This window comes from Sphingomonas sp. SphC10 (assembly GCF_057004845.1).
Genome location: NZ_CM168044.1, coordinates 3,600,270 through 3,621,713, shown reverse-complemented (window position 1 = coordinate 3,621,713; position 21,444 = coordinate 3,600,270). Strand labels below are relative to the sequence as shown.

The 21,444-nt window shown below is 67.6% G+C and carries 16 protein-coding genes; 3 read left to right on the top strand and 13 right to left on the bottom strand.

Annotated elements, in window-relative coordinates:
• Positions 1 to 31: 31 nt before the first annotated feature.
• From ACWKSV_RS16805 to ACWKSV_RS16775, 7 genes are all read right to left on the bottom strand, one after another.
• Complete coding sequence (locus ACWKSV_RS16805; RefSeq protein WP_083706548.1) at positions 32 to 2,446, bottom strand: ATP-binding protein; 2,415 nt, start codon at positions 2,444 to 2,446, stop codon at positions 32 to 34.
• Positions 2,433 to 3,746, bottom strand: a complete 1,314-nt coding sequence (locus ACWKSV_RS16800) for an EAL domain-containing protein (protein WP_237243531.1) — start codon at positions 3,744 to 3,746, stop codon at positions 2,433 to 2,435. Before ACWKSV_RS16800 ends, ACWKSV_RS16805 begins: the two co-directional genes overlap by 14 nt.
• Before the next feature lie 301 nt (positions 3,747 to 4,047).
• Positions 4,048 to 5,217, bottom strand: a complete 1,170-nt coding sequence (argE, locus tag ACWKSV_RS16795) for an acetylornithine deacetylase (RefSeq protein ID WP_076715061.1) — start codon at positions 5,215 to 5,217, stop codon at positions 4,048 to 4,050.
• A gap of 181 nt (positions 5,218 to 5,398) precedes the next feature.
• Positions 5,399 to 9,631, bottom strand: a complete 4,233-nt coding sequence (locus tag ACWKSV_RS16790; protein WP_076715060.1) for a translocation/assembly module TamB domain-containing protein — start codon at positions 9,629 to 9,631, stop codon at positions 5,399 to 5,401.
• The gene (locus ACWKSV_RS16785; protein ID WP_237243530.1) at positions 9,631 to 11,856 is read right to left on the bottom strand and encodes an autotransporter assembly complex protein TamA; all 2,226 of its coding nucleotides are present in this window, start codon (positions 11,854 to 11,856) and stop codon (positions 9,631 to 9,633) included. Before ACWKSV_RS16785 ends, ACWKSV_RS16790 begins: the two co-directional genes overlap by 1 nt.
• Before the next feature lie 99 nt (positions 11,857 to 11,955).
• On the bottom strand, positions 11,956 to 12,381 hold the full coding sequence (locus ACWKSV_RS16780) for a hypothetical protein (protein ID WP_076715058.1): 426 nt from the start codon (positions 12,379 to 12,381) through the stop codon (positions 11,956 to 11,958).
• Positions 12,378 to 13,139 carry a prepilin peptidase gene (locus ACWKSV_RS16775; RefSeq protein ID WP_076715057.1) on the bottom strand — a complete coding sequence of 254 codons (762 nt, stop codon included), beginning with the start codon at positions 13,137 to 13,139 and terminating at the stop codon, positions 12,378 to 12,380. The genes ACWKSV_RS16780 and ACWKSV_RS16775 overlap by 4 nt, the downstream gene beginning before the upstream one ends.
• Positions 13,140 to 13,353: 214 nt before the next feature.
• On the opposite strand from ACWKSV_RS16775, the gene ACWKSV_RS16770 reads away from it, so the two are divergent.
• Positions 13,354 to 14,535 (top strand): acetyl-CoA C-acyltransferase, encoded by a 1,182-nt coding sequence (locus tag ACWKSV_RS16770; protein ID WP_076715055.1) that lies wholly within the window; start codon positions 13,354 to 13,356, stop codon positions 14,533 to 14,535.
• Positions 14,536 to 14,808: 273 nt separating this feature from the next.
• Here ACWKSV_RS16770 and ACWKSV_RS16765 read toward each other — a convergent pair whose 3' ends face one another.
• On the bottom strand, positions 14,809 to 15,324 hold the full coding sequence (locus ACWKSV_RS16765; protein ID WP_083706547.1) for an SH3 domain-containing protein: 516 nt from the start codon (positions 15,322 to 15,324) through the stop codon (positions 14,809 to 14,811).
• A 123-nt stretch (positions 15,325 to 15,447) separates the two neighbouring features.
• Here ACWKSV_RS16765 and ACWKSV_RS16760 point away from each other — a divergent pair, with 123 nt between their 5' ends.
• Positions 15,448 to 16,446, top strand: a complete 999-nt coding sequence (locus tag ACWKSV_RS16760; RefSeq protein WP_076717920.1) for a 2-hydroxyacid dehydrogenase — start codon at positions 15,448 to 15,450, stop codon at positions 16,444 to 16,446.
• A gap of 68 nt (positions 16,447 to 16,514) precedes the next feature.
• Here the strand turns inward: ACWKSV_RS16760 and ACWKSV_RS16755 are convergent, their stop codons facing one another.
• Positions 16,515 to 16,877: a hypothetical protein gene (locus tag ACWKSV_RS16755; protein ID WP_056430298.1), complete on the bottom strand. Its 363-nt coding sequence runs from the start codon at positions 16,875 to 16,877 to the stop codon at positions 16,515 to 16,517.
• 162 nt (positions 16,878 to 17,039) lie between these two features.
• Here ACWKSV_RS16755 and ACWKSV_RS16750 point away from each other — a divergent pair, with 162 nt between their 5' ends.
• The gene (locus ACWKSV_RS16750; protein ID WP_042486195.1) at positions 17,040 to 17,231 is read left to right on the top strand and encodes a YMGG-like glycine zipper-containing protein; all 192 of its coding nucleotides are present in this window, start codon (positions 17,040 to 17,042) and stop codon (positions 17,229 to 17,231) included.
• A gap of 1 nt (position 17,232) precedes the next feature.
• Here the strand turns inward: ACWKSV_RS16750 and ACWKSV_RS16745 are convergent, their stop codons facing one another.
• From ACWKSV_RS16745 to ACWKSV_RS16730, 4 genes are all read right to left on the bottom strand, one after another.
• On the bottom strand, positions 17,233 to 17,718 hold the full coding sequence (locus ACWKSV_RS16745) for a hypothetical protein (protein ID WP_083706546.1): 486 nt from the start codon (positions 17,716 to 17,718) through the stop codon (positions 17,233 to 17,235).
• A 6-nt stretch (positions 17,719 to 17,724) separates the two neighbouring features.
• Entirely contained in the window at positions 17,725 to 19,128 is a 1,404-nt protein-coding gene (locus tag ACWKSV_RS16740) for an NAD(P)H-dependent flavin oxidoreductase (protein WP_076715052.1), read from the bottom strand.
• Positions 19,129 to 19,229: 101 nt separating this feature from the next.
• The gene (locus tag ACWKSV_RS16735) at positions 19,230 to 20,366 is read right to left on the bottom strand and encodes a glycosyltransferase family 4 protein (RefSeq protein WP_076715051.1); all 1,137 of its coding nucleotides are present in this window, start codon (positions 20,364 to 20,366) and stop codon (positions 19,230 to 19,232) included.
• Between the two features lie 196 nt (positions 20,367 to 20,562).
• A complete protein-coding gene (locus ACWKSV_RS16730; RefSeq protein ID WP_076715050.1) occupies positions 20,563 to 21,423 on the bottom strand; it encodes an alpha/beta fold hydrolase in 861 nt (286 codons plus the stop codon).
• Between the last annotated feature and the right edge of the window lie 21 nt (positions 21,424 to 21,444).

Below are 21,444 nucleotides of genomic sequence, written 5' to 3'. Positions count from 1 at the left end.
TGTCATCGCGGTCATTATGGCGCCCTAACGATCATGCCGCTTGCGTTACAAGGGGTTGGGCGGCGGTTTGCGGTGAGGTGTTGAACATCTTCCGCATCAGCTCGGCCCCCGTGATCGGCTTGACGATGATTTCGATCAATCCCTCACCAAGGAACTCGTTCCCCTCCATCGGTTCCGTTTCCGGCCACAACAGGCGGACGGGCATCGGGCGGTCGCTGGCGGTCACGATCCGGGCCAGGGCGGCGATGACGCCCTCATCGCGGATCGCGCTGTCGTCGATCAGTATCTGCGTGACGCCGCCGTCACTCAGCCGACACGCGGCCTCCCCGGCGGTTGCGGCAAAGGCGACCTGCGCGTGCGGCGCACACAATTGCGTCCACATGGCGCGGCGGATCGGATTGCGGTCGAGGATCAGCACCAGCGGACGCTCCGGCCGGGCCGCAGGCTCGACCTCGGTCAGCGGCACGGTCAGCAGGAAGCGTGATCCCCGGCCCTGCTCGCTCTCCACCGTCACGTCGCCGCCCATGGCGCGCGCCAGCCGCCGACAGATCGCCAGCCCCAGTCCGGTGCCGCCGAACTGGCGGGTGGTGCTGGCATCGGCCTGACGGAATGCCTCGAATATCTCCTCCAGCTTGTGCGGCGGGATGCCGATGCCCGAGTCGATGACGCTGACCGACACCCCGTCCGCGTCCCGACGCGCGACCAGTCGGACCTGCCCGGTGCTGGTGAATTTCAAGGCATTGGACAAAAGGTTGAACACGATCTGCCGGATACGCGCCGGATCGCCCATCACCGTGGCGGGGCAATCGTCCAGATCGACCGCGAAGCCGATCGCCTTGGCCGCCGCCTGCCCCTCGAACAGGCGGGAGGCGTCACGGATCGTGATCGCCAGGTCGAAGGGCGTGTGCTCCAGCGTCAGCTTGCCGCGCTCGATCTTGGCGACGTCGAGCAGATCGTCGACCAGCGCGCGCATGGTCAGACCGGCGCCGTGCATCACCTCCACCCGCTCACGCTGTTCGCTGGCCAGCGCGGCATCGGCCAGCATCACCTGCGTCATGCCCAATATGCCGTTCAAGGGGGTGCGAATCTCGTGGCTGGTCGTCGCCAGGAACTCGGTCTTGACTGCCAGCGCCTTTTCCAGCTGGTCGTTGGTCACGGCCAGTTCGCCATGCGCGGCGCGGATGCGGTTGCGGCTGCGGCCCAGCGTCACCAGCCAGATGCCGAGCAGCGCCAAGACCACGATGATGCCCGCGACCGAGCCGATCAGGATGAACCGCTCGGTCCGCAACTGCGCCCGCTCGAACGCGATGTTCCGTTGGAGGTCCGCCGCCTTCATCCGCGCGATGCGCAGTTCCTGATTGGCGAAGTCGAAGCGCGCGCCCATCAGGGCGAGGTTGGTCGAGGTCGCGAGCCGTGTCGATTCGTCGTCGATCCGCTTCAGCGCCTGCAAATGGCGCAGTGCATCGGCGGTCCGCCCGACCGCCAGATAGATGCGATAGGCACTTTGATGCGCATCGCGCTGCGCCACCGGGGTTTCCGTAAGATCGACGCTTTCAAAGCTGCGATCGATCAGCCGCGCCGCATCGGCCGCCCGCCCCCGCTGAAACGCGGCCTGAGCGGCAATCGCATCCAGGGCGCGTTGGTCGGACGGGTCGGCGCGCCGGGCACGGGCGATCGCCCCCTCCCCCGCCGCGACATGGCCCCGCCGCAATTCCGAGCGCGCCATGTTGCGCCAAACCTGTGCGAGCAATGTCGGGCTGTCCATCTTGCGGGCCAGGCTCGCCGCTTCGCGAAGCTGGTCCAGGGCATCGTCGATCCGTCCCAATTCGCTCAGCGTGACCGAACGGTTGTTCAGGATGACCATGCGCAGCGCGTCGTCGCCGCGATAGATGGCACGCGCCTGCTCCAGATAGCGCAACGCCGAGACATAATCCTTTGCGTCGAGATAGAGATTGGCGATCTGGACCAGCGCCCGCGCCTGTCCGCGCATGTCGTTCAGATGCTGGAAGATGCGATAGGCGGCCTGATAGGTGCTCAGCGCGTCGGCGATCCGGCCGCCATCGGTGTCCAGCCCCCCGGCGGACAGCAGGAGATTGCCGTAGAGATCGGATTGCGGTGCCCTTTGCCGGGCCGTGCGCAACGCACCGGCAATGGCGGCCTTTGCCGCCTCATGCTGCCCGAGGCGGCTGGCCCCCTCGCCACGCAGCCAGTCGGCCGTGGCGAGTGCCAGCGATCGCTGCCCCGGATCGCCGATGCCACGGGCCAGCAGGCGTGCCCGTTCGGCCTCCTGCATGGCGCGCGCCGGATCGCGCAGCATCTCGGCCTTGGCCGTATCGACCGCCCGGTCGAAGGCGGGCTGAAAGGCGGTGGCGTTGCTCTGGCCACGGACCTCCGCCGCCGCCACCAGCAATCCGGCAATGACCAGCGCGATCCTAAGCGCGCGCACGGGTCACCAACCGGGCCAACGGCGTCGGCCGGGCCAGTTCCGTCACGGCCTGATGCGCCTGTTCGTCCAGGAAGTGGATCAACGCCTCCAACCCGATCGGGCGACTGATCAGGTAACCCTGGATCATGTCGCACCCCATGACGCTGAGCAGCGCCAGCGTCGCGGGCGTCTCCACCCCCTCGGCGACCACTTCCATCTCCAGCGCATGAGCCAGATCGATCGTCGAACGCACGATCAGCGGGTCACGGTTGCTGCTGGTCAGTTGCGTGATGAACAGCTTGTCGATCTTCAGCTCGCACGCCGGAAGCTGCTTGAGATACGAAAGCGAGGAAAGCCCCGCGCCGTAATCGTCGATGGCCACCGCGATGCCCATGTCGACAAAGGCCTGGAGATTGGCCATCGCGCTGTCGGGATCGCGAATGACCGAGGTCTCGGTGATCTCGAACCCGATGCATGCGCCGCTGTCGAGGACGAGCGCACAGGCCTCGCGCACGAAATGCGGGTCGCCCAGCAACATGCCCGAGATATTGATGAAGATGCGAAGCGGGTGGCCCGCCGCCGCCAGACGACGCTGGTCGGCGATGACGTGACGCAGGATCCACAGGGTCAGCGGGCCGATGATCCGCGATTCCTCGGCGACCGGGATGAACTCGACCGGGCTGATCAGGCCATAGCTGGGGTGCCGCCAGCGCAGCAGCGCCTCGACGCTTGCGACCCGCTGTTGGCGGACATGCACCTTGGGCTGATATTCAACGAACAGCGCGTCCCTGGCGATGGCGCCGGTCAGTTCATGCGCCAGCGCGATGCGGTCGAGCCGTCCGGTGGGGACCGCCATTTCACGCACGACCAATCGCCCCTCGACCTGCGCATCCGCCAAGGCCTGCTCCGCCTCTTCGAGCAGGCGGATATCGTCGTCATGCGGCACGGCGGCGACGGCGGCGCCCAGCACGGGTTCGATGCGACATTCGCCCTCCGGCAGCGCGAAGGGATGCCCCAGTACCTCGGAAAGCGTCACCAGATGCGAATCCAGCGACTTGCGAGTCTCGGCGCGGACCATGACCTCGACCTGGGCGGGGGCCGTCGGTCGGGCGATCGCGTCGGGGATATATTGGGCAACCCGCTCGGCAACCGCCTCGACCAGCGTGGCGCTCAGCGTGCGGCCCAATTGGCGGCGCAGCAGGGTGAAGTTGCCGATGCCGATCAGCACCAGCGATTGCCACTGGGAATCGCCATGGGCGGCGGCGGGCACCGTGGTGGACGGAGACGCGTCAGGCGCGGCGGACGGAGGGCCGTTCTTCACGCCCGCGACACTAGGGTCGGGGGTTAAACAAGGCGTTAACCCCGTTAGCCCCGCCAAACCAACTATTTGTCCGTTCGTCGCTTACCCATTGCGTAATGGTTAATGCCGAATTAACTATATCACGGCACTCAAAAGGGTGCTTTCGAGGGAGAAAACCCATGCTGAAGTTCATTCTGGCGCTGATTCACGGCGAGACGATGCGCCCTTGGTAATCCAAGTTAAGTCATGGGGCGATCGCGGCGGAGTTAACGCCGTCGATCGCCTCATGATTTTTGACTAACCCAAGTAATGATCGCGTCCGTTAACGGATCAGATCATCCGCCAGCCGCAGCATGAACGCGGCACCGCGTTCCATCTGTTGCACCTCGATATATTCGTCCGGTTGATGCGCTTGCGCGATCGAGCCCGGACCGCAGATCACGGTCGAGAAACCCGCCCCCTGAAACTGCCCGGCCTCCGCCGCATAGGGCACCGCCCGCGCCGGGCCGTTATCGCCCGCCCAGCGCCGCGCCAGTTGCTCCGCAAGACCATCCGCCTCGGGCGCGAAGGAGGGGGTGCGTGACCGTCGTTCGACCCGGACCCCGGCTTCGGGAAAGCGGGCGCGCAGTTCCGCATCTGCTGCCTCGCACGCCGCGAAGAAGGGCGCCAGGATCGCCTCGGGCTCCTGCCCCGGCAGGGTGCGCAGGTCGAAGGCGAAGCGGCACTCGCGCGCCAGGATATTGACCGCCGTACCGCCGTTCATCTGGCCGATGGTCAGTGTGGCGTGATGCGGGCAGAAGGGCCCATGTGGATCGCCCTCCCCCGCCAGCCGGTCGGCAAGGTCCGCCAATTGCTGCATCAACCGCACCGCCACCATATTGGCCGAGGCGCCGAGATGGATCAGGCTGGAATGCGCCTCATGCCCCGTGATCTTGACGTTCCAGGTCGCGATCCCCTTATGCCCGCTGACCACCACCATCTCGGTCGGCTCGCCCACCACCACGGCGGCGGGTGACGGCAGCTCGCGCGCGATCTCGGCGATCATCGACGGCGCGCCCAGGCATCCCACTTCCTCGTCATAGGAAATGGCCAGATGCAGCGGCCGCGTCATGCCGCCCCGCGCGACATGCGGCGCCAGGGCCAGCGACAGTGCCAGAAACCCCTTCATGTCGCAGGTCCCCCGCCCCAACAGCCGGTCGCCGCGCCGGGTCAGCCGCCAGGGATCGCTGGTCCAGGGCTGGCCGTCGACCGGCACCACGTCGCTATGTCCCGACAGGACGACCCCGCCAGGCTCCATCGGGCCGACCGTGGCGTAGAGATTGGCCTTGCTGCCATCGGCGTTGAACACCCGCCGCCCGGTGACGCCGATTCCGCCCAGATGCCGCTCGACATAGTCGATCAGCGCCAGGTTCGATTCGCGCGACGTGGTGTCGATCGCGATCAGGTCGGCCAGGATGGCGGTGGCTTGGGCGGAGAGCTGGTCCGGGGTCATGCTGACATCCTGCCGGATGTTTCATTTTGATGAAACCCTGATGGGGACGTCACCTTCCTCCCCTGCAAGGGGAGGTGGCAGGGCGAAGCCCTGACGGAGGGGTGTCATACTCTCAATAGCAGGACACCCCTCCGACGCGCGATGCGCGCCACCTCCCCTTGCAGGGGAGGAATTGTCTACCTCAGAAATCGCGCGAATAGCGTAGGCTCGCCGCCGATCCGCCGAACGAGCCGGTCTGGGTCAGCAGGCTGAGCGTGCGGGTCAGCGCGATCTGCAACTGGGTGGCGGTGAAGCCGCGCGCATCGGTGACGATCTCCACATAGATATTGTCGGTGATGTACTTGCCCGCCGCCAGGCTGGTGCCCCGGCCGGTCGCCTCGTCGGCACCCAGCACGCGCAGCCGGTCGAACCCGGTCGCCGAGCGCAGCTTGCCCAGCGGGTTCAGCCCGCCGCCGCCCGACCCGCGCAGCGAGTTGAGCGCGGCGGCCAGCTGGATCGCCTCGGTCGCGGACAGGTTCTCGGGGTTGGTCCCGAACAGCAACCGGCTGAGCACTTCGTCCTGCGGCAGGGTCGGCGTCGAGGTGAAGCTGATCTGCGGACGCTGGCCGGTGCCCGTGACGTTGATGACCGCGGTGATGCCGTCGGTCGTCGTCGTCGCCTGGATGTTGATGTCCGGATCGGTCAGCGCGCCGCCACGGAAGCGGATCGTGCCGCGATTCACCTCGAACCGCTTGCCGGCAAAGCTGTAGGTGCCGCGTACCAGGTCGAGCCCGCCATTGATCGTCGGCGCCGCACTGGTGCCGCCGATGCGCAGGTCCATCTCCCATTCGGACTCCAGCCCCATGCCGGAGACGAACAGCTGGTTGTCCGCCCGCACCCGCAGGTCGAGGCGGAACAGCCCCGGGGGGGCGGCGGGCGCGGGTCGGTCGGTCGGACGCGGGGTCCGAATCTCGCTGCGACGGCGCACGCCGGTCAGCTCGGGCACCTCGGCCTGACCCTGGCGGATGATCTGATAGCGCGCATTGGGCACGGTCAGGTCGCCCCGGATCAGGCCGCCGTCGCGGTTGTGAGTCAGGCGGATCGTGCCGCTGGTCGTCGCGGCCAGCGCATCGCTGTCGGCCAGCCGTGCATTGTTGAGCTGCGCGCGGATGTCGACGGGATAGCCGCTGTCCGCCGCAAGGCCGATCGAGCCCTGCGCCTGGATCGTCCCCTCGCCCGCCTTGGCCTGCAACCGGGTAATCTCCAGCCGGTCGTTGTTGAAGCGGCCCGCCAGCTGCATGTTGGTGAGGCGGGTGCCGTATGCCTCATTGTCATAGGTCAGGTTGTCGGCGCGGATCAGGCCGTTGAGCTGCGGCGACGACACGCGTCCGCCGAAATCGGCGGCGACCGCGATCGGGCCGCTCAACTGCTGGTTGGGAAGCGCCGCGAAGGAGAACAGCACCGCCGAGGGACCGTTGTAGCGGATGCCACCCGACAGGGGCGCCTGCATCAGCCGGTTGACCCAGCCGCCATTGCCCGGCGGCAGCGGACGCAAGTTCGCGACCATACGGCCGACCACCATCTGCCCACGCCGGATCAGCGCGCGCGCCTCGCCGCCATCGGGAACCAGACGGCCTGCGAATACGATGTCCACCGACTCCGACACAGCGGCGAGGCCGGTGCGCCGGAAATTTGCGATGGTCAGCCGCGCCTCGGCGGCGGGGAAGCTGGCGTCGCGCGCCTGCGCGAAGTCGAGCGCGCCGCTCGCCTCGCCCGAAATGCCGAGATTGGGGACGAAGGCGTCGAGGATCGACAGTTGCAGCTTGTCCAGCCGCGCCTGCGCCTTCAGGCCATTGCCATAGGACCCCGCGACCAGCACCGACCCGCGCCCGAAGTCGATCCGGGTCGGCGTCACCTGCCACTCGCCCTTCACATTCTGGATGCGCGCGGGGTTGGCGGTGCGGAAATTGATGCCGTTCGCCTGCCCCTTGGCCGCGACCAGATAATTGTTCGGCGCAAGTTGCGCATTGAGCGCGATATTGAACGGAATGCTCGATGATCCGGTCAGCACCGCCTGCGCGGTGCCGCGTCCGCCGGTATAATTGACCTTCGCACGCGCCGACTGGATCACCACCTCGCCATAGCGGGTGTCGGCCAGTTGCGCGTCGGCGACGATCTGCGGCGCGCCCGGCAGCATAACCACGCTGGCGTTGACGATGGCGCGACCGATGGTGAAATCGACCATGCCGGGCACGCGGGCATTATAGGCCCGCGCAGCGATATCGGCCCGCTGGTTGCCGCCCTGATCGGACAGCTGGGCGCGGCCGTTGATCCCCTGCCCGGCAAATTGCAGCGTCCCCGCAAATGGCCCCGCCGCCGTCTGCACCAGCCGCCCGGTCGTGTTGATCCCGGCAAAGACCAGGCTGCGAATGTCGACCGCCAGCTGCCGCCCGGTGCTGACCAGCACATTGGCGGTGAAGGGACCGTAATTGGTGTCACCGCTGGCATTAACGGCATAGGCGCCGTTCTGCCCCACGACCCGCGCCTGGAGATTGGCGAGGCCGACCCCGACGCCTGGCCTGGCCGCGCGCAGCACGATCACCGGATTGGTCTGCGACCCCGTCACCCGTGCGGTGATCGGGCCGTATTGGTTGGAATAGGCATCCGCCTCGACCGCCAGCGCGCCGTTGGCGGGATTGTAGCGCCCGCTGCCCCGCGTCACGCGGAATTGCGGCGCGGCCAGCCGCAGGCCGCTGAAGGTCACGATGCCTTGCGGGCTATACTCGACATCGGCGCGAACGATCGCATTGCCGCCCAGGAAGTTGCGCGCGCCCTCATTGAAGATCTGCGAGGTGCGGGCGACCACCCGACCCTTCATCCCGAAGCCGCCCGGCGTCGCCACCAGATTGGCGTCGGTCGTCAGGTTGATGATGCCGATGCTCTCGACCCGGTAATTGTTGACCCGGCCCTTCAGCGCACCGGTGTAGCGGCCGGTATTGAGATTCGCGACGACCACGGCGGTCGCATCGATATTGTCCGACCGGATGCGCAGATTGTCCGACAGGATATTGGGCATGGCGATCGCAAAATCGCCCTGGATCGCGACATTGGTGGTCAACCCGCCGACGGCGGCGTTCAGCCCCGCGATCCGCTTCGCCCGCGCCTTGACCGGCACCAGGATGCGATCGGCATTCACCTTCGCCAGACCCTCGGCATAGAGATTCTGGACCGAGGTTTCGCCGAACCCGAGCGCGGCGGCGCGCAGCTTATAGTCGACCGTGGGCGTCGCGAACGCCCCGTTCAGCACCACGCGCGCCAGCACGTCGCGGCCCGTCAGATTGGGAGCGATGGCGCCGGGCGTCAGCAGCTTGGCATCGACCGCGAAATTGCCGAACTGGCTCTTGGCCAGATCGATCAGCCCGCCCGCATCGACCAGCAGCGCCGAGGAACGCAGCTTCATCCGCGTGTCCGCCCGCCGCTCGTTCAGCGTGGTGTCGATCGCGACCTGGAGCGCAGGCGCGGTCAGCCGCTCGACCGGGCGTTCAAGGTACAGGCCGGGGCGGGTCACGCCCCGAACCTCGATATGACCATCGCGCGCCGTGGCGTTCAGATTGGCGAGCTCGCCGCCGCCCAGCGTGGCGATGGCACGCCCCTGCCAGGCTTTCCACCCGCCGCGTCCGTCGACGGTCACGGTCATCGGCGCCTTCAGCCCCGCCATCGAGGCGACGACGCCGCCGGTCGGCGCGGTCAGCTTGACGTCCACCGCCAGCCGGTCGGCATCGGGCACCGCATCGAGGACCAGGCGGAGCCGGTCGCCGCCCGCGATACCGGGCCCGCGCAGCGCATCCGCGCTCGCCGTCACCTGCGCACGGCGGTCGGCGATATGCACCTTGCCGTCGATCGCCAGGATGTGACGCTGCCCCGTCACCGGCGCACCGATCACGAAGCGCTTGATGGCCAGACGGTTCACGTCGATGTCGAGATCGGGGAGCAGCGGCGCGTTGGGATCGCTGGGCGTCGGCTTCAGCTCGGGCCGCCTCGCCAGCGTTACGAGGTCGGCGGTCAGCGAGCGGACATCGACATGGTTCTTGGTATAGGCGAAGGGCCGCCAGTCGACCGCGAGGCGCGGGCTCGACAGGAACACGCCCTTGGGGTCGCTGACCCGCAGGTCGACCAAGTTCATCCGGCCATAGAGCGAACCCTCGATCCGCCCGACCTTGATGTTCAGGCCCGAGGCGGTGGTATAGCCGCCCAGCTGGTCCGCGACGAAGCGGCGGCCCGGATCGGTGTTGATGCCCAGAAGGATCGCCCCGACCAGCAGGATCAGCCCCAGGATCGCGATGCCGATCCATTTGAGCACGCGCTGCCATACGGGGCGACGGACGATGACCGTCTCGTTGACGGGTTCGGCGGCCATGGTCTGTTCGTCCGCCATCAGAAGGCCTGCCCGATCGAGATGTACAGGGCGACCTTGCCGTCACCCGGTCGCGGGTTCAGCGGCGTCGCCACGTCGACGCGCAGCGGCCCGAAATTGGTGTAGAAGCGCCCGCCGATGCCCGCGCCGAAGCGCAGGTCCTTGCCGGTCGGCAGCGTGCTTTCATAACTGTTGCCCGCATCGATGAAGGGCACGATGCCGAAATTGCCGAAGCGATAGCGCGCCTCCAGCGCGAACTCGTTCAGGCTGCGTCCGCCGACCGGATTGCCCTGCGGATCGAGCGGCCCCAGCCGCTGGAAGCCGTAACCGCGCACCGACCCGCCGCCGCCGCCATAATAGCGGCGCGAGGGGGCGAGGTCATCGCGGTCGATCCCGAAGATAGCGCCCGCCCGCGCCCGGCCCGCAAGGACGAGGCTGTCGTTGAAGGGATAATAGAAGGTCCCTTCGATCATGGTCCGCGCATAGGGCCGCACCGCCCCGCGCACCGAGGTTTCGGGGCTGAGGTTCAGTTTCAGGCGATAGCCGCGCGTCGGATTGAGCAGGTCGTTGGACTGGTCGAACACCACCTGTCCGGGGATCGCCGCGATACCGAAGGTCGCGCGCCGCCGGTCGCCGAGCGCGAAGTCGTAGACGCTTTCGTTAGTGCCGGTCAGCTCGCCGCCATAGGCATAGGTGAATTTCTTCTGCCAGATCGGCGTCGAGTCATAGCTCCAACGGAAGGCGACCGTGCCGATAAACGCGTCGAACGCATCGTAATTCTGATGGCTGGCCGAGGCGATGACCTGGAAGGTCCGGTCACGCCGCCCGGCATTGGAACGACGGAAGGTGCCGCTCAAGCCCTGTTCCTGCGTACCGGCGATGACCGAGGCGATGATCGCACCCTCGGGCGGGAAGGCGTTGCGGTTGGTGAAGCTGCCCTGCAACCGCACGCCCTGGCCGGTCGAATAGCCGCCCTCCCCCGACAGGGTACGGCTCGGCCCCTTGGTCTGCGTGACCTGAAGGTCGATCTGCTCGGTACCGTCGGGATTCATGCGGCCGGTCCGCTTCGGCTCGACCGCGACGCCGTTGAACAGGCCGGTGGCGACCAGCGCGTTGCGCAGGTCGTCGGTCAGCCGCGAATCGTACAGCTGCCCCGCGTCGAAGCGCGGGAAGACGTTCAGGTGATTCAGGTCGAAGACGGTATCGCCCACCGTCGTCAGCTTGCCGAAAGACGAGCGCGGCCCGGTATCGACCGGCAGCGTATAGGCGCCGACCGGCTCCGGCCCCTGATCCTCCAGCAGGATGTCGCGCTGTCCCACCTTGACGAAGGGATAGCCGCGCTGGGGCAGGACTAGACTGACATTGGCCTCCGCCCCCTCGATCCGCGCCGCCTCGATCGCATCGCCGACCTTCAGCGGCAGGTTGGAGCGGATCAGGTCGGTCGGCACGGTCGGTTGCGCGTTCACCGTGATCGACGACAGGCGATAGAGCCGCCCCGGCGTCGCGGTCAGCACGACCTTCAGGCGCCCGGCCTCACCGCCCTCCGCCCCTTCGCGCTGGAGCGTCGAGATAGCGGTGGCGTCGTAATAGCCCAGCGACTTCATCAGCCGGATCGCCAGCTGCTCGTCCTCGCGCGCCCGCGCCGAGACCTGGGTCGCGTTCGCCGCCTTGCCCTTGCCCTCGCGCAGTGCCGACAGCCCCTTGAACTCGTCGTCCAGCTTCAGCTCGGCGAGCCCGCGCACCTCCATGTCATAACGGATATCGGGCGCGCGCTGCCCCTTGGCATCGGCCATGGCGTCGAGCGGTGTCGTGTCGAAGCTGCTCAACGGGGTCAGCGGCTGGGCGAGTTGCGGGTCTTCGGGCGCGATGGCGCCGATCGTCTCGCCGGTCGACAGCGGCTGGTTGGTCTGCGCGCTCGGCAGCGGCGGCGCGGTCTGCGGGGAAGGAATGGCCTGCGGACTGGTCAGTGCCGGGGGCTGGTCCTTCGCCATGGCCGACATGGGCTCCAGCGGTGCGTTGATATCGCCGCTCAGCGGCGGCAGTGCGGCGTTGAACTGCGCATCGGGGACGATCGGGGCATTGCCCTGCGGGTCGGTGCTACCCTCGCGCTGGTCCTGCGGCAGGCTCGGTCCTTGCGCGGGGGCGGTGCCGGGTTTGGACAGCTGTGCCGATACCGGGGAGGAGAAAAGGGTGGGAGCGATCAGCGCGAACGCAAGCCAGGTGTGTCTGCCGATCCGTTCCGCCACGCCGTCAAAAGCCCCTTTCCGACAGGGCTCTTCCGCAATTCGGAATGATCCCCCACCGCGCCATAACGCCGACAGAAGCCGTGAAGTTCCCTCGGGTGATCAGCGCTCGGCAGGTGCACATCCGACCAGACCGCCGACGGGCACGATGATTTCATCCTGATTCCCGCGCGTTAGGCGAATACTGGCATCGGAGACGATCGCCCCATCCTGCAAGGTCTCGCGCTGGGTGATCGTCATGTCGAGCGTCGCGGTGACACCCGCCCCGGCATAACGGGTCGTGCTCGCCAGCCCCAGAGTCGCGCCGCCCCCGGCCTCGGCCGCGGTCAGGTCGGTCGGCTTGCCGTCCAGCATGATGCGCAGCCGACCCGGCTCGACCATGGCAACGAAACGCTGGTCCTGCACCGCCCAGAGATAGGCCGCGCAGCCGCGCTGGGGCAGAGCCTGTTTGGGCAGTGCACCCAGAACCGGGGGCGCGGGCACGGTCGGGGTCGCCTGTGCCAAAGCGAGGATCGACAGAAGCATCATGCGGCCATTCCTATCATCAACACCCAGGCCGGGTAAGCCGCCAGCGCCAGCAGCGATCCCAGCGGCACCATGTCCTGCCCGCTCGCCCGCTGCCCCAGCAGATGCCGCATGACGACAAAGCCCAGCCCGATGACGCACGCCGCCAGCAACACGCCCGGCAGCATCCGCCAGCCCAGCCACAGTCCGATCGCGCCCAGCAGCTTGGGGTCGCCGCCCCCCATCCCCTCGCGCCCACGCCAGCGGCGATAACCCTCGGCAATCGTCCAGAGCGCGCCGAAGCCGACCACTCCGCCGATGACCCGCTCACTCAGCAACGGCGCATGGCCGAGCACCCCGGTCAGCAGACCCGCCCCCGCCAGCCACACGGTCAACCGGTCGGGCAGCCAGAAGGCCAACGCGTCCAGCGCCCCGAGCGCCAGCAGCGTCCAGCCGAACAGCGCCCCCGTCCAGCCATCCGGCCCCGCGACCCAGCCCGCCGATACGCCGATCAGTGCGGCGATTGCCTCGATCCGCCAGTGCACCGGATCGATCGGCTGGCGGCACCGCGCGCACCGTCCGCGCAGCGCGACGAAGCTGACAACCGGCACCAGCTCCCACGCCCGCAACGTCTTGCCGCAATGGTCACAGGCCGACCGCCCCGTCAGCACCGACCGCTCGTCCATCCAGCGCAGCACCAGCGCCGCGACGAACGACCCGATAATCGCCCCCGCCACGCCATAGATCGCGGCCCAAGCCGCCGATGCCGCCCCGAACGTCATGCCGATCCCTTATCGTCTCCCCTCCCCTTCAGGGGAGGGGCCGGGGGTGGGGCGCTTCCACGAACGCAACGCGCGTGGCGACGCCCCGCCCCAAACCCTCCCCCGAAGAGGGGGGGCTTCCATGGCCCCCTAACCCCTTTGCGTGGCCTGAGCAAAAGGCGTAAGGCGCGCGCCAAACAACGACATCAAAACAGACCCAATCGGAGAGTATGCCATGACGGATCCCATCGTCATCCTGTCCTATGCCCGCACCCCCATGGGCTCGTTCCAGGGCAGCCTGTCGGGCCTGTCCGCAACCCAGCTGGGTGCCGCCGCCGTCAAGGGTGCGGTCGAGCGCGCGGGCGTGGACGCCGCGCTTGTCGAGCGTATCCATATGGGCTGCGTCCTCCCCGCCGGGCTGGGCCAGGCGCCCGCGCGCCAGGCGGCGATCTTTGCGGGCCTTGGCGAACATGTCGAGGCGACGACGGTCAACAAGATGTGCGGGTCGGGCATGCAGGCCGCGATCATGGCGGCAGAAGCACTGGCGGCGGGATCGGCCGATCTGATCGTCGCGGGCGGCATGGAGAGCATGACCAACGCCCCCTATCTCAGCCACAAGCATCGCGGCGGCGCGCGGATCGGGCACGACACGCTCTACGATCACATGTTTCTCGACGGGCTGGAGGACGCCTATGAGCGCGGCCGCCTGATGGGCCATTTCGCCGAGGAAGCCGCGCAGGAATATCAGTTCACGCGGGGCGCGCAGGACGATTTCGCCATCGCCTCGCTGGAACGCGCTAAGGCGGCGCAGGGCGCGGGCGCGTTCGACCGCGAGATCGTGGCGGTCACGGTCAAGACCCGCAAGGGCGAGGAACGGACCACCCTCGACGAACAGCCCGCCAAGGGCGATCCCGCCAAGATTCCGACGCTGAAGCCCGCCTTCTCCAAGGACGGCACGATCACGGCGGCGAACGCCTCGTCCATTTCGGACGGTGCGGCGGCGCTGGTGATGACGCGCTTGAGTGTCGCCGAAAAGCTGGGCCTGACGCCGATCGCACGGGTCGTGGCGCAGGCGGGCCACGCCCATGCCCCCGCCCGCTTCACCACCGCCCCGGTCTTTGCGATGCGCAAGGCCCTGGAGCGCGCAGGCTGGGCAACCGGCGACGCCGATCTCTACGAAGTCAACGAGGCGTTCGCGGCGGTGGCGATGATCGCGATGCGGGACATGGACCTGTCGCACGACCGGCTGAACGTCCATGGCGGCGCCTGCGCGCTGGGGCATCCGATCGGTGCCAGCGGCGCACGGGTGCTGGCGACCCTGTTGTCGGCGCTGGAGACGAAGGGCGCCAAGCGCGGCGTCGCGTCGCTCTGCATCGGCGGCGGCGAAGCCACCGCGATGGCGGTGGAGTTGATGTAAGCTCCCCTTCTTTCTCCACTCCCGCAGGCCGGAGGGCATCCTTCCTCTTACTCCCCTCCCGTAAACGGGAGGGGTCGGGGGAGGGCACGGAGTCTCACCGAGACCATCGCCTGCGGCCCCCCTCCCCCATCCCCTCCCGCAAGCGGGAGGGGTGTGTTGCGCGGCGAGCGAAGGAATCCTTACAACTGCCACGGCGCGACGCGCAGCCCTCAAAGCCAGATAGTGCCACGACGCTTCTCCCCTCCCGCAGGCGGGAGGGGCGCGCCAAGAAGCTTACGGTAGAACCTCACCCGGCTCGACACCCCAGATCGAGCCCACCGGCACGAACCCGGCCTGCCCCTTCACGTCGAACCGGCACCAGCCGCCGTTACACTCGCTGATCCGCCCGACCACGCCGGGGGCCGCGCGCCACAGCGTCTTGGCGCCCTCATCCGGGGCCGAGCGCATCGGCAGCGGCTCGGTGCCGCGCACGATGGCGGTGCGCGTGTTGCGCAGCAGGACGGCGAGCATCCAGCCCTCCGTGCCGTCCGGATCCTGGACCTTGCGCCATTCCTTGAACACGGCGACGACCTTCACGGGCAGGTCGGCGCGGCGGTAATTCCAGCTGGCGGGATAGGTACGCGCCGGGCCGGTCCGCATCCGCGCCACCGATGCGCCGATCGACCCATAATAGGGCAATGCCCGCTTCTCGGTCGCGGCCTTCGCCACCGGGGCAAGCGGCCCCACCGCCAGCATTCCGCTCGCCAGCGTCGCCGCCAAAATAGCCAGCCCGGCCATGGACCTGCGCATCATCCGTACCTTTACTTGCTCGCCTGCGCGTTGCTCTACGCCGAGCCGGGGGGCCGCTTCAACCATGTTCGGGCGCGCGATCGCCGGTTGACGGACCCGCGGGCTTGCCGCAATCCGATGGTCATGGTCGATCCACGCCGCTGCCTGAACCCCAGGGTGGTCGTCACCCGCGAACTGCCCGATCCCGTGATGGAGCGGATGGCCGCGCTGTTCGAGACACAGCTCAACCAGAGCGACGAAAAGCTCAGCCGCGAGCAACTGGCCACTGCCATGGCCGATTGCGACGTGCTGGTCCCGACCGTCACCGATCCGATCGATGCCGACCTGATCGCGAATGCCGGACCGCGCCTGAAGCTGATCGCCAATTTCGGCGCGGGCGTGAACCATATCGACCTGAAGGCGGCGCGTGCGCGCGACATCATCGTCACCAACACGCCCGGCGTGCTGACCGAGGACACCGCCGACATGACGATGGCGCTGATCCTGTCGGTGCCGCGCCGCCTGCCCGAAGGGGAAAAGCTGGTCCGTTCGGGCGCGTGGAAGGGCTGGAGCCCCGGCGGGATGCTGGGCCACCGGATCGGCGGCAAGGCGCTGGGCATCGTCGGCATGGGGCGGATCGGCCAGGCGGTCGCACGCCGTGCTCGCGCCTTCGGCCTGTCCATCCATTACCACAACCGCCGCCGCCTGCCCGCCAGCGTCGAGCAGGAACTGGGCGCAACCTGGCACGACGACCTCGACGCGATGCTGGGCGCGGTGGACATCGTGTCGATCCACACGCCGCTCAACGCCGACAGCCACGACCTGATCGATCGCCGCCGCATCGCGCTGATGCGTGCCCACGTCTATCTCATCAACGCCAGTCGCGGCGGGATCGTCGACGAGGACGCGCTGGTCGAGGCGCTGGAGAAGGGGCAATTGGCCGGGGCCGGGCTGGACGTATGGCGGCACGAACCCGAGATCGACCCGCGCCTGCTCGCCCTCCCCAATGTCGTGCTGACCCCGCATATGGGCTCGGCTACATTGGAGGGCCGCGTCGCCTCGGCCGAAAAGGTCATCGCCAATATCCGCAGCTGGGCCGATGGCCACCGCCCGCCGGATCAGGTGCTGGAGGGGTGGCTTTAAACGCGATCGGCACTGTCTTCGCTCTCCCCTGGAAAGGGGGAGAGGGATGAGAGCATTGCTGACCGGGATTACTCGGCGGCCTGCACGACGAAAGTGAACCATGCGCTGTCGGCGTGATCGTAAAGCTGGACGACCTGATCCTCGATCCGGCAGGTGAAGTGGCCCGAACTGCTGCGGTCGAAGCCCTTCGTCTCGCCATCGGCGATTTCCATATAGATCGCGGCCCCCGTTCCGGTTTCCCGCAGTTCGGGAAGCGTGCCGCCGAACTTCACGTTCCGGTCGCCGTCCAGCCCCTGCAGATGCTCGCCCCGAGCCTCCGCCGCGATGCGGCGGTGCCGGTCCTGCGCCTGGTCATAGAGACCGGCCACCTTCCTGCCGGTCACGAGCGCATGGGACGAAGCGGCGATGATCGCGCGGATATCTGGTTGCATGACGTGCGACTGACACAGCCCATGAACCGGATCAACCTTGCGCTCGACGATGGTGACAGGCTGCCGGGAAGAGCCGCCCCTGATCCATGTCAAATTGTTGCAATGCGGAACCGTTGCTGCGGGATTGCATTCCCCTCCTGTCATTTAACGGGAGCTACCACCATGAAAAAGCTGGCAATTACCTTCACCCTGGCGGCCGCGGCCATGTCGATCTCGGCCTGCTCGACGCTGAAGGGGGCCGCCATCGGTGGTGCGGGCGGCGCAGGCGTGGCGGCGGCGACGGGCGGCAGTGTCGAGCGTGGCGCGGCGGTCGGCGGCACGGCGGGCGCGGTCGTCGGGACAGTCGCCGACTAATCTATCGTGCGGGAGCGGCGGCCTTCCCCGCCGCTTCTGCCATCAGCGCCCGGATACGCGGCGCATCCTTGGGCCGCCCGAAAAGGCGGAACAGTGCGAGCAATTCCTGCTGGTCGGGCACGAACAGGGGCCCATCGGATTTCATGATCCGCTGACGCGTGCGGGGTTCGACGCGCTGCCAGCATCCGGCGACGGCGACATCGAGACCGGCCATCACCTCGACCGGAACCGGTGCGGCCTGCCACCGCGCAAAGGCCGTCGAGCGAAACAGCGGATCAGGCGGCAAGAGGACCGGCACGATACCCAGCCGATCGAACACCGCATCGGCCAGCCCGGCCTCGATCAGCAGATCGACATCGTCAACCGGACCGGCATCGATACCGTGCAACGTCAGCGCCGCACTGCCGATGATCCACCAGCCATCGGGGAATGACGCCATCGCCCCTGCGACGCTGTGCAACGTCGCGCAGAGTTCCGGCGTCATCATGATGGATCAGTCCCCGGTCAGGATGCGGTCGACCAGCTGCTTCACGGTCGGCACGAACCCGTTCGAGTAGAAGGGATCGCGCTTGAAGTTATAGGCTGCGTGGCCGGCGAACATCAAATTCTGCTCGACATCCCCGCCATGCGCGATCTCCTGCAGCGTCTTCTGGATGCAGAAGCTGCGCGGGTCGGCCAGACGGCCGGTCGAATTGGTTTCGCTGTCCGCCCAGCTGGAAAACAGGCACTGCGACAGGCAGCCCATGCAGTCGGCCTGATCCTTGCGGATTTCCTTGGCCTCTTCCGGCGTCACGAACACCAGCGTATTGTCGGGCGTCTTCAGCGCCATGGTGAAGCCCGCGCCGAACCATTCGCGCGCGCGGAGCAGGTCGCCCTTCGTCACCCAGAAATTCTTGCCCTTCACGCCCACGTCGAGCTGGAAGACATGATCGCCCGCTTCCTGGGTCGAGAAGGCGATCTGGCGCTCCGAACGCGCCTCCAGGCCGCGCAGGAAGGGATTGCGCACCGCGCTGGAATAGAAGCCGGTCGGCGAGAAGCGGTGGAGAAGGACATCGCCCTCCTCGATCGTCATCAGCCGCTGCTTCCACTCTTCGGGGATCGGGCTTTCCTGGGTCAGCAGGGGGCGCGTACCGAACTGGAAGGCGATCTTGCCCAGCTCGGGATTGTCGATCCAGTCGTTCCAGTCGCGAAGATACCAGACGCCGCCCGCCATCACGATCGGCACTTCGTCCGAAATACCGCCCTCGCGCATCGTATCGCGCAGCGCTTTCACGCGCGGATAGGGGTCCTGCGGCTGCAACGGGTCTTCGGCGTTGGACAGGCCGTTATGGCCACCGGCGAGCCAGGGGTCTTCATAGACCACCGCCGCCAGCCATTCCGACGCCTTGGAATAGGCGCGCTTCCACAAGGCGCGGAAGGCGCGGCCCGACGACACGATCGGCAGATAGCTGACCTGGTGATGCGCCGCGATCTCGGACAGCTTATAGGGCATGCCCGCACCGCAGGTGACGCCCGCGACCAGACCCTTGGTGCGCGCCAGCACGCCTTCCAGCACCCGCTGCGCGCCGCCCATTTCCCACAGAACGTTGATGTTGATGGCGCCCTTGCCACCGGCAATGTCCCAGGCGCGCTTCACCTGCTGGACCGCACCCTCGATGGCGTATTCGATCAGTTCCTCGTGCCGCTCGCGCCGGGTCAGCGCGCGGTAGATCTGGGGAATGATCTTGCCCTCGGCGTCGTAGCTGTCCGCGTTCACCGCCGACACGGTGCCGACGCCGCCCGCCGCCGCCCAGGCACCGGCAGAAGCGTGATTGGTCGCAGCAACGCCCTTCCCGCCTTCGATCAGCGGCCAAACCTCACGGCCGTTGTACAGGATGGGGCTTAGGCCTTTGAACACGTCTTCACCTTACTGGTCCGAAAGGGTTTCATATAGCGTGTTAGGATCGCTATGCGAGGGGAATTAACGGCACCCCTCCGTGCCGGGTTCCGCCACGACATTCAGCCAAGCGCGCCGGGTCGTCCGAGCACCTGTTCGTAGAGCGCCTTGTAGCGCGCAACCATCTGCGCCTGGTCGAACTCGGCACGCACCCGTGCCTGGTTGGCCGCCCCCGCCTGGGCGCGCAACTCGGGATGCGCGATCAGCGCCTGGATCACGTCGCGCAGGCGCACCTCATTGGGGGCGTCGGCGATGAACTGGCGATTGGGCTCGGACACCATCATCGGCACGTCGCCCACCGGCAGCGAGGCGATGGGCAAGCCCGCCGCCATCCCCTCCAGCACCGAGATCGGCGCCTGTTCCGACAGCGAGGACAAGGCGACGATGTCGAAATGGCGGATGTAGTTGTACGGCCGCTCCAAGAAGCCCGGCATCACCAGCCGGTCGGCGATGCCCATGGCGGCGGCGGCCTGCATGATGTTCGCCCGCTCCGGCCCCTCGCCGACGATCACCAGCCGGAAGCGATTGGGTATGCCGCCCATCGCGCGGACCAGCATGGGCAGGTTCTTGACCGTCCGAAGTCCTGCCAGCGCACCGACGACGATCTCCTTGGGCTGGCGGACGAAACCGGGAATGCCCTTGGGATCGGGATCGCGGGCATAGAGCCGGGTGTCGATGCCGTTGGGAATGCGATGCACGCGCTCGGCAGGCTGTTTCCAGGTCTGGCGCGCAATGCCCTCCAGGATATGGCTCGGCACCGCCAGTGCGTCCGCGGCCGACAGCGCGATGCGGCGATAGATGTTGCGCTCGATCTTGAGGCCCCGCGCCTCGTCGGCATTGAAACCGTCCTCGTGATGGACCAGCGGCGGCGCGCCCTTGGAATAGACGCGGCGTGCCATCACCCCGTCGATCGCACCCCAATTATACGTCAGCACCAGGTCGAAGCGGCGCATATAGCCTGCAATCGCCTCGTATCGCTTGACCGAGGGCTTGCCGGTCAGCGGCGGCGCATCCTGCGCGATCTCGTAGCGAATGCCCTTGGCGATGGCATCGCGCGCGCCCAGTTCGTCGGGCAGTCCCGAGACGATGGTATGCTTGGCGGCATCGCCAAAGGCGTTCATCAACGCGACCGCCCGCGCCTCCTTGCCGCCCAGCGAGAAGGAGGAGTGGAGATGCAGGATGTTCAGCGGACGGGCCATGCCCGCCGGATTAGCGGGCGGCGGCGGCGTTGAAAACCGCTGGCGCCATTTTCCTCCCTGCAAGGGGAGGTGGCAGGCCGAAGGCCTGACGGAGGGGTGTCACGGTTGGAGAGGTTGGGGATCGCTCGCGACCGGGGACACCCCTCCACCAGCTTCGCTGGTTCCCCTCCCCTTGCAGGGGAGGAATTTGCCGGTCTTACCCCGCCACCGTGTCGAGCAAGCGGCCGATCCCCGCCAGCGCCTCGGGCTCGGTCAGCAGCGGCGTGTGGCCGACGCTCGGCACCGTCACCAGTTCGGACGGCGACAGCCGCGCGACCATCCGCTCGGCGACACTGGCACTCAGGATATCCGACCGCTCGCCGCGCACCACCAGCGTCGGCACGCCGTTCAGCGCATCGAGGGCGGCCCACATGTCCGGCCCGCCCTCGGTATTGGGCACGCGGAAAGGCTCGGCGATCTTGAGGTCGTAATCGAGCACGATCCGCCCCGCGCTGGTCAGGCGGTGCGTGCGCTTGGCCATGGCCAGCCAGTCCTCGACGCCCCAGCCGGGATAGACGTCCTCGTTATTCTCCTGGACGCAGCGCGCGGCGTGCAGCCAGGTGGGAAAGCTCTGCCCCTTGCCGACATAGCCGCGGATACGCCCGAGCCCCGCCGCCTCGATCTCCGGCCCGATATCGTTCAGCACCGCTCCCGCCAGCCGCCCGCGCGCGGTCGCCGCCAGCACCATGGTCACGATCCCGCCCAGCGAGGTCCCGACCGCGATGAATCGCCCGATGCCGAACTCGTCCAGCATCGCCTCGACGTCCTGCACATAGGTCAGCGGCACATAGCTCATCGGATCCTTGGCATAGGCACTCTCGCCCCGCCCCCGGAAACTGACCGCGATGACGCGCGCGCGCCCCGCCAGCGCCTCGGCCAGCCCCTCGAAATCGCGGACATTGCGGGTCAGGCCCGGCAGGCAGATGACCGGGGGCAGCATATCATCCCCCGGATAATCCCGTGCATGGAGCCGCAGGCCGTCCTTCGACCACCAATATCGATTCTCATGAGGGATCATGCTTGAAGGTCCTCCGGTGCC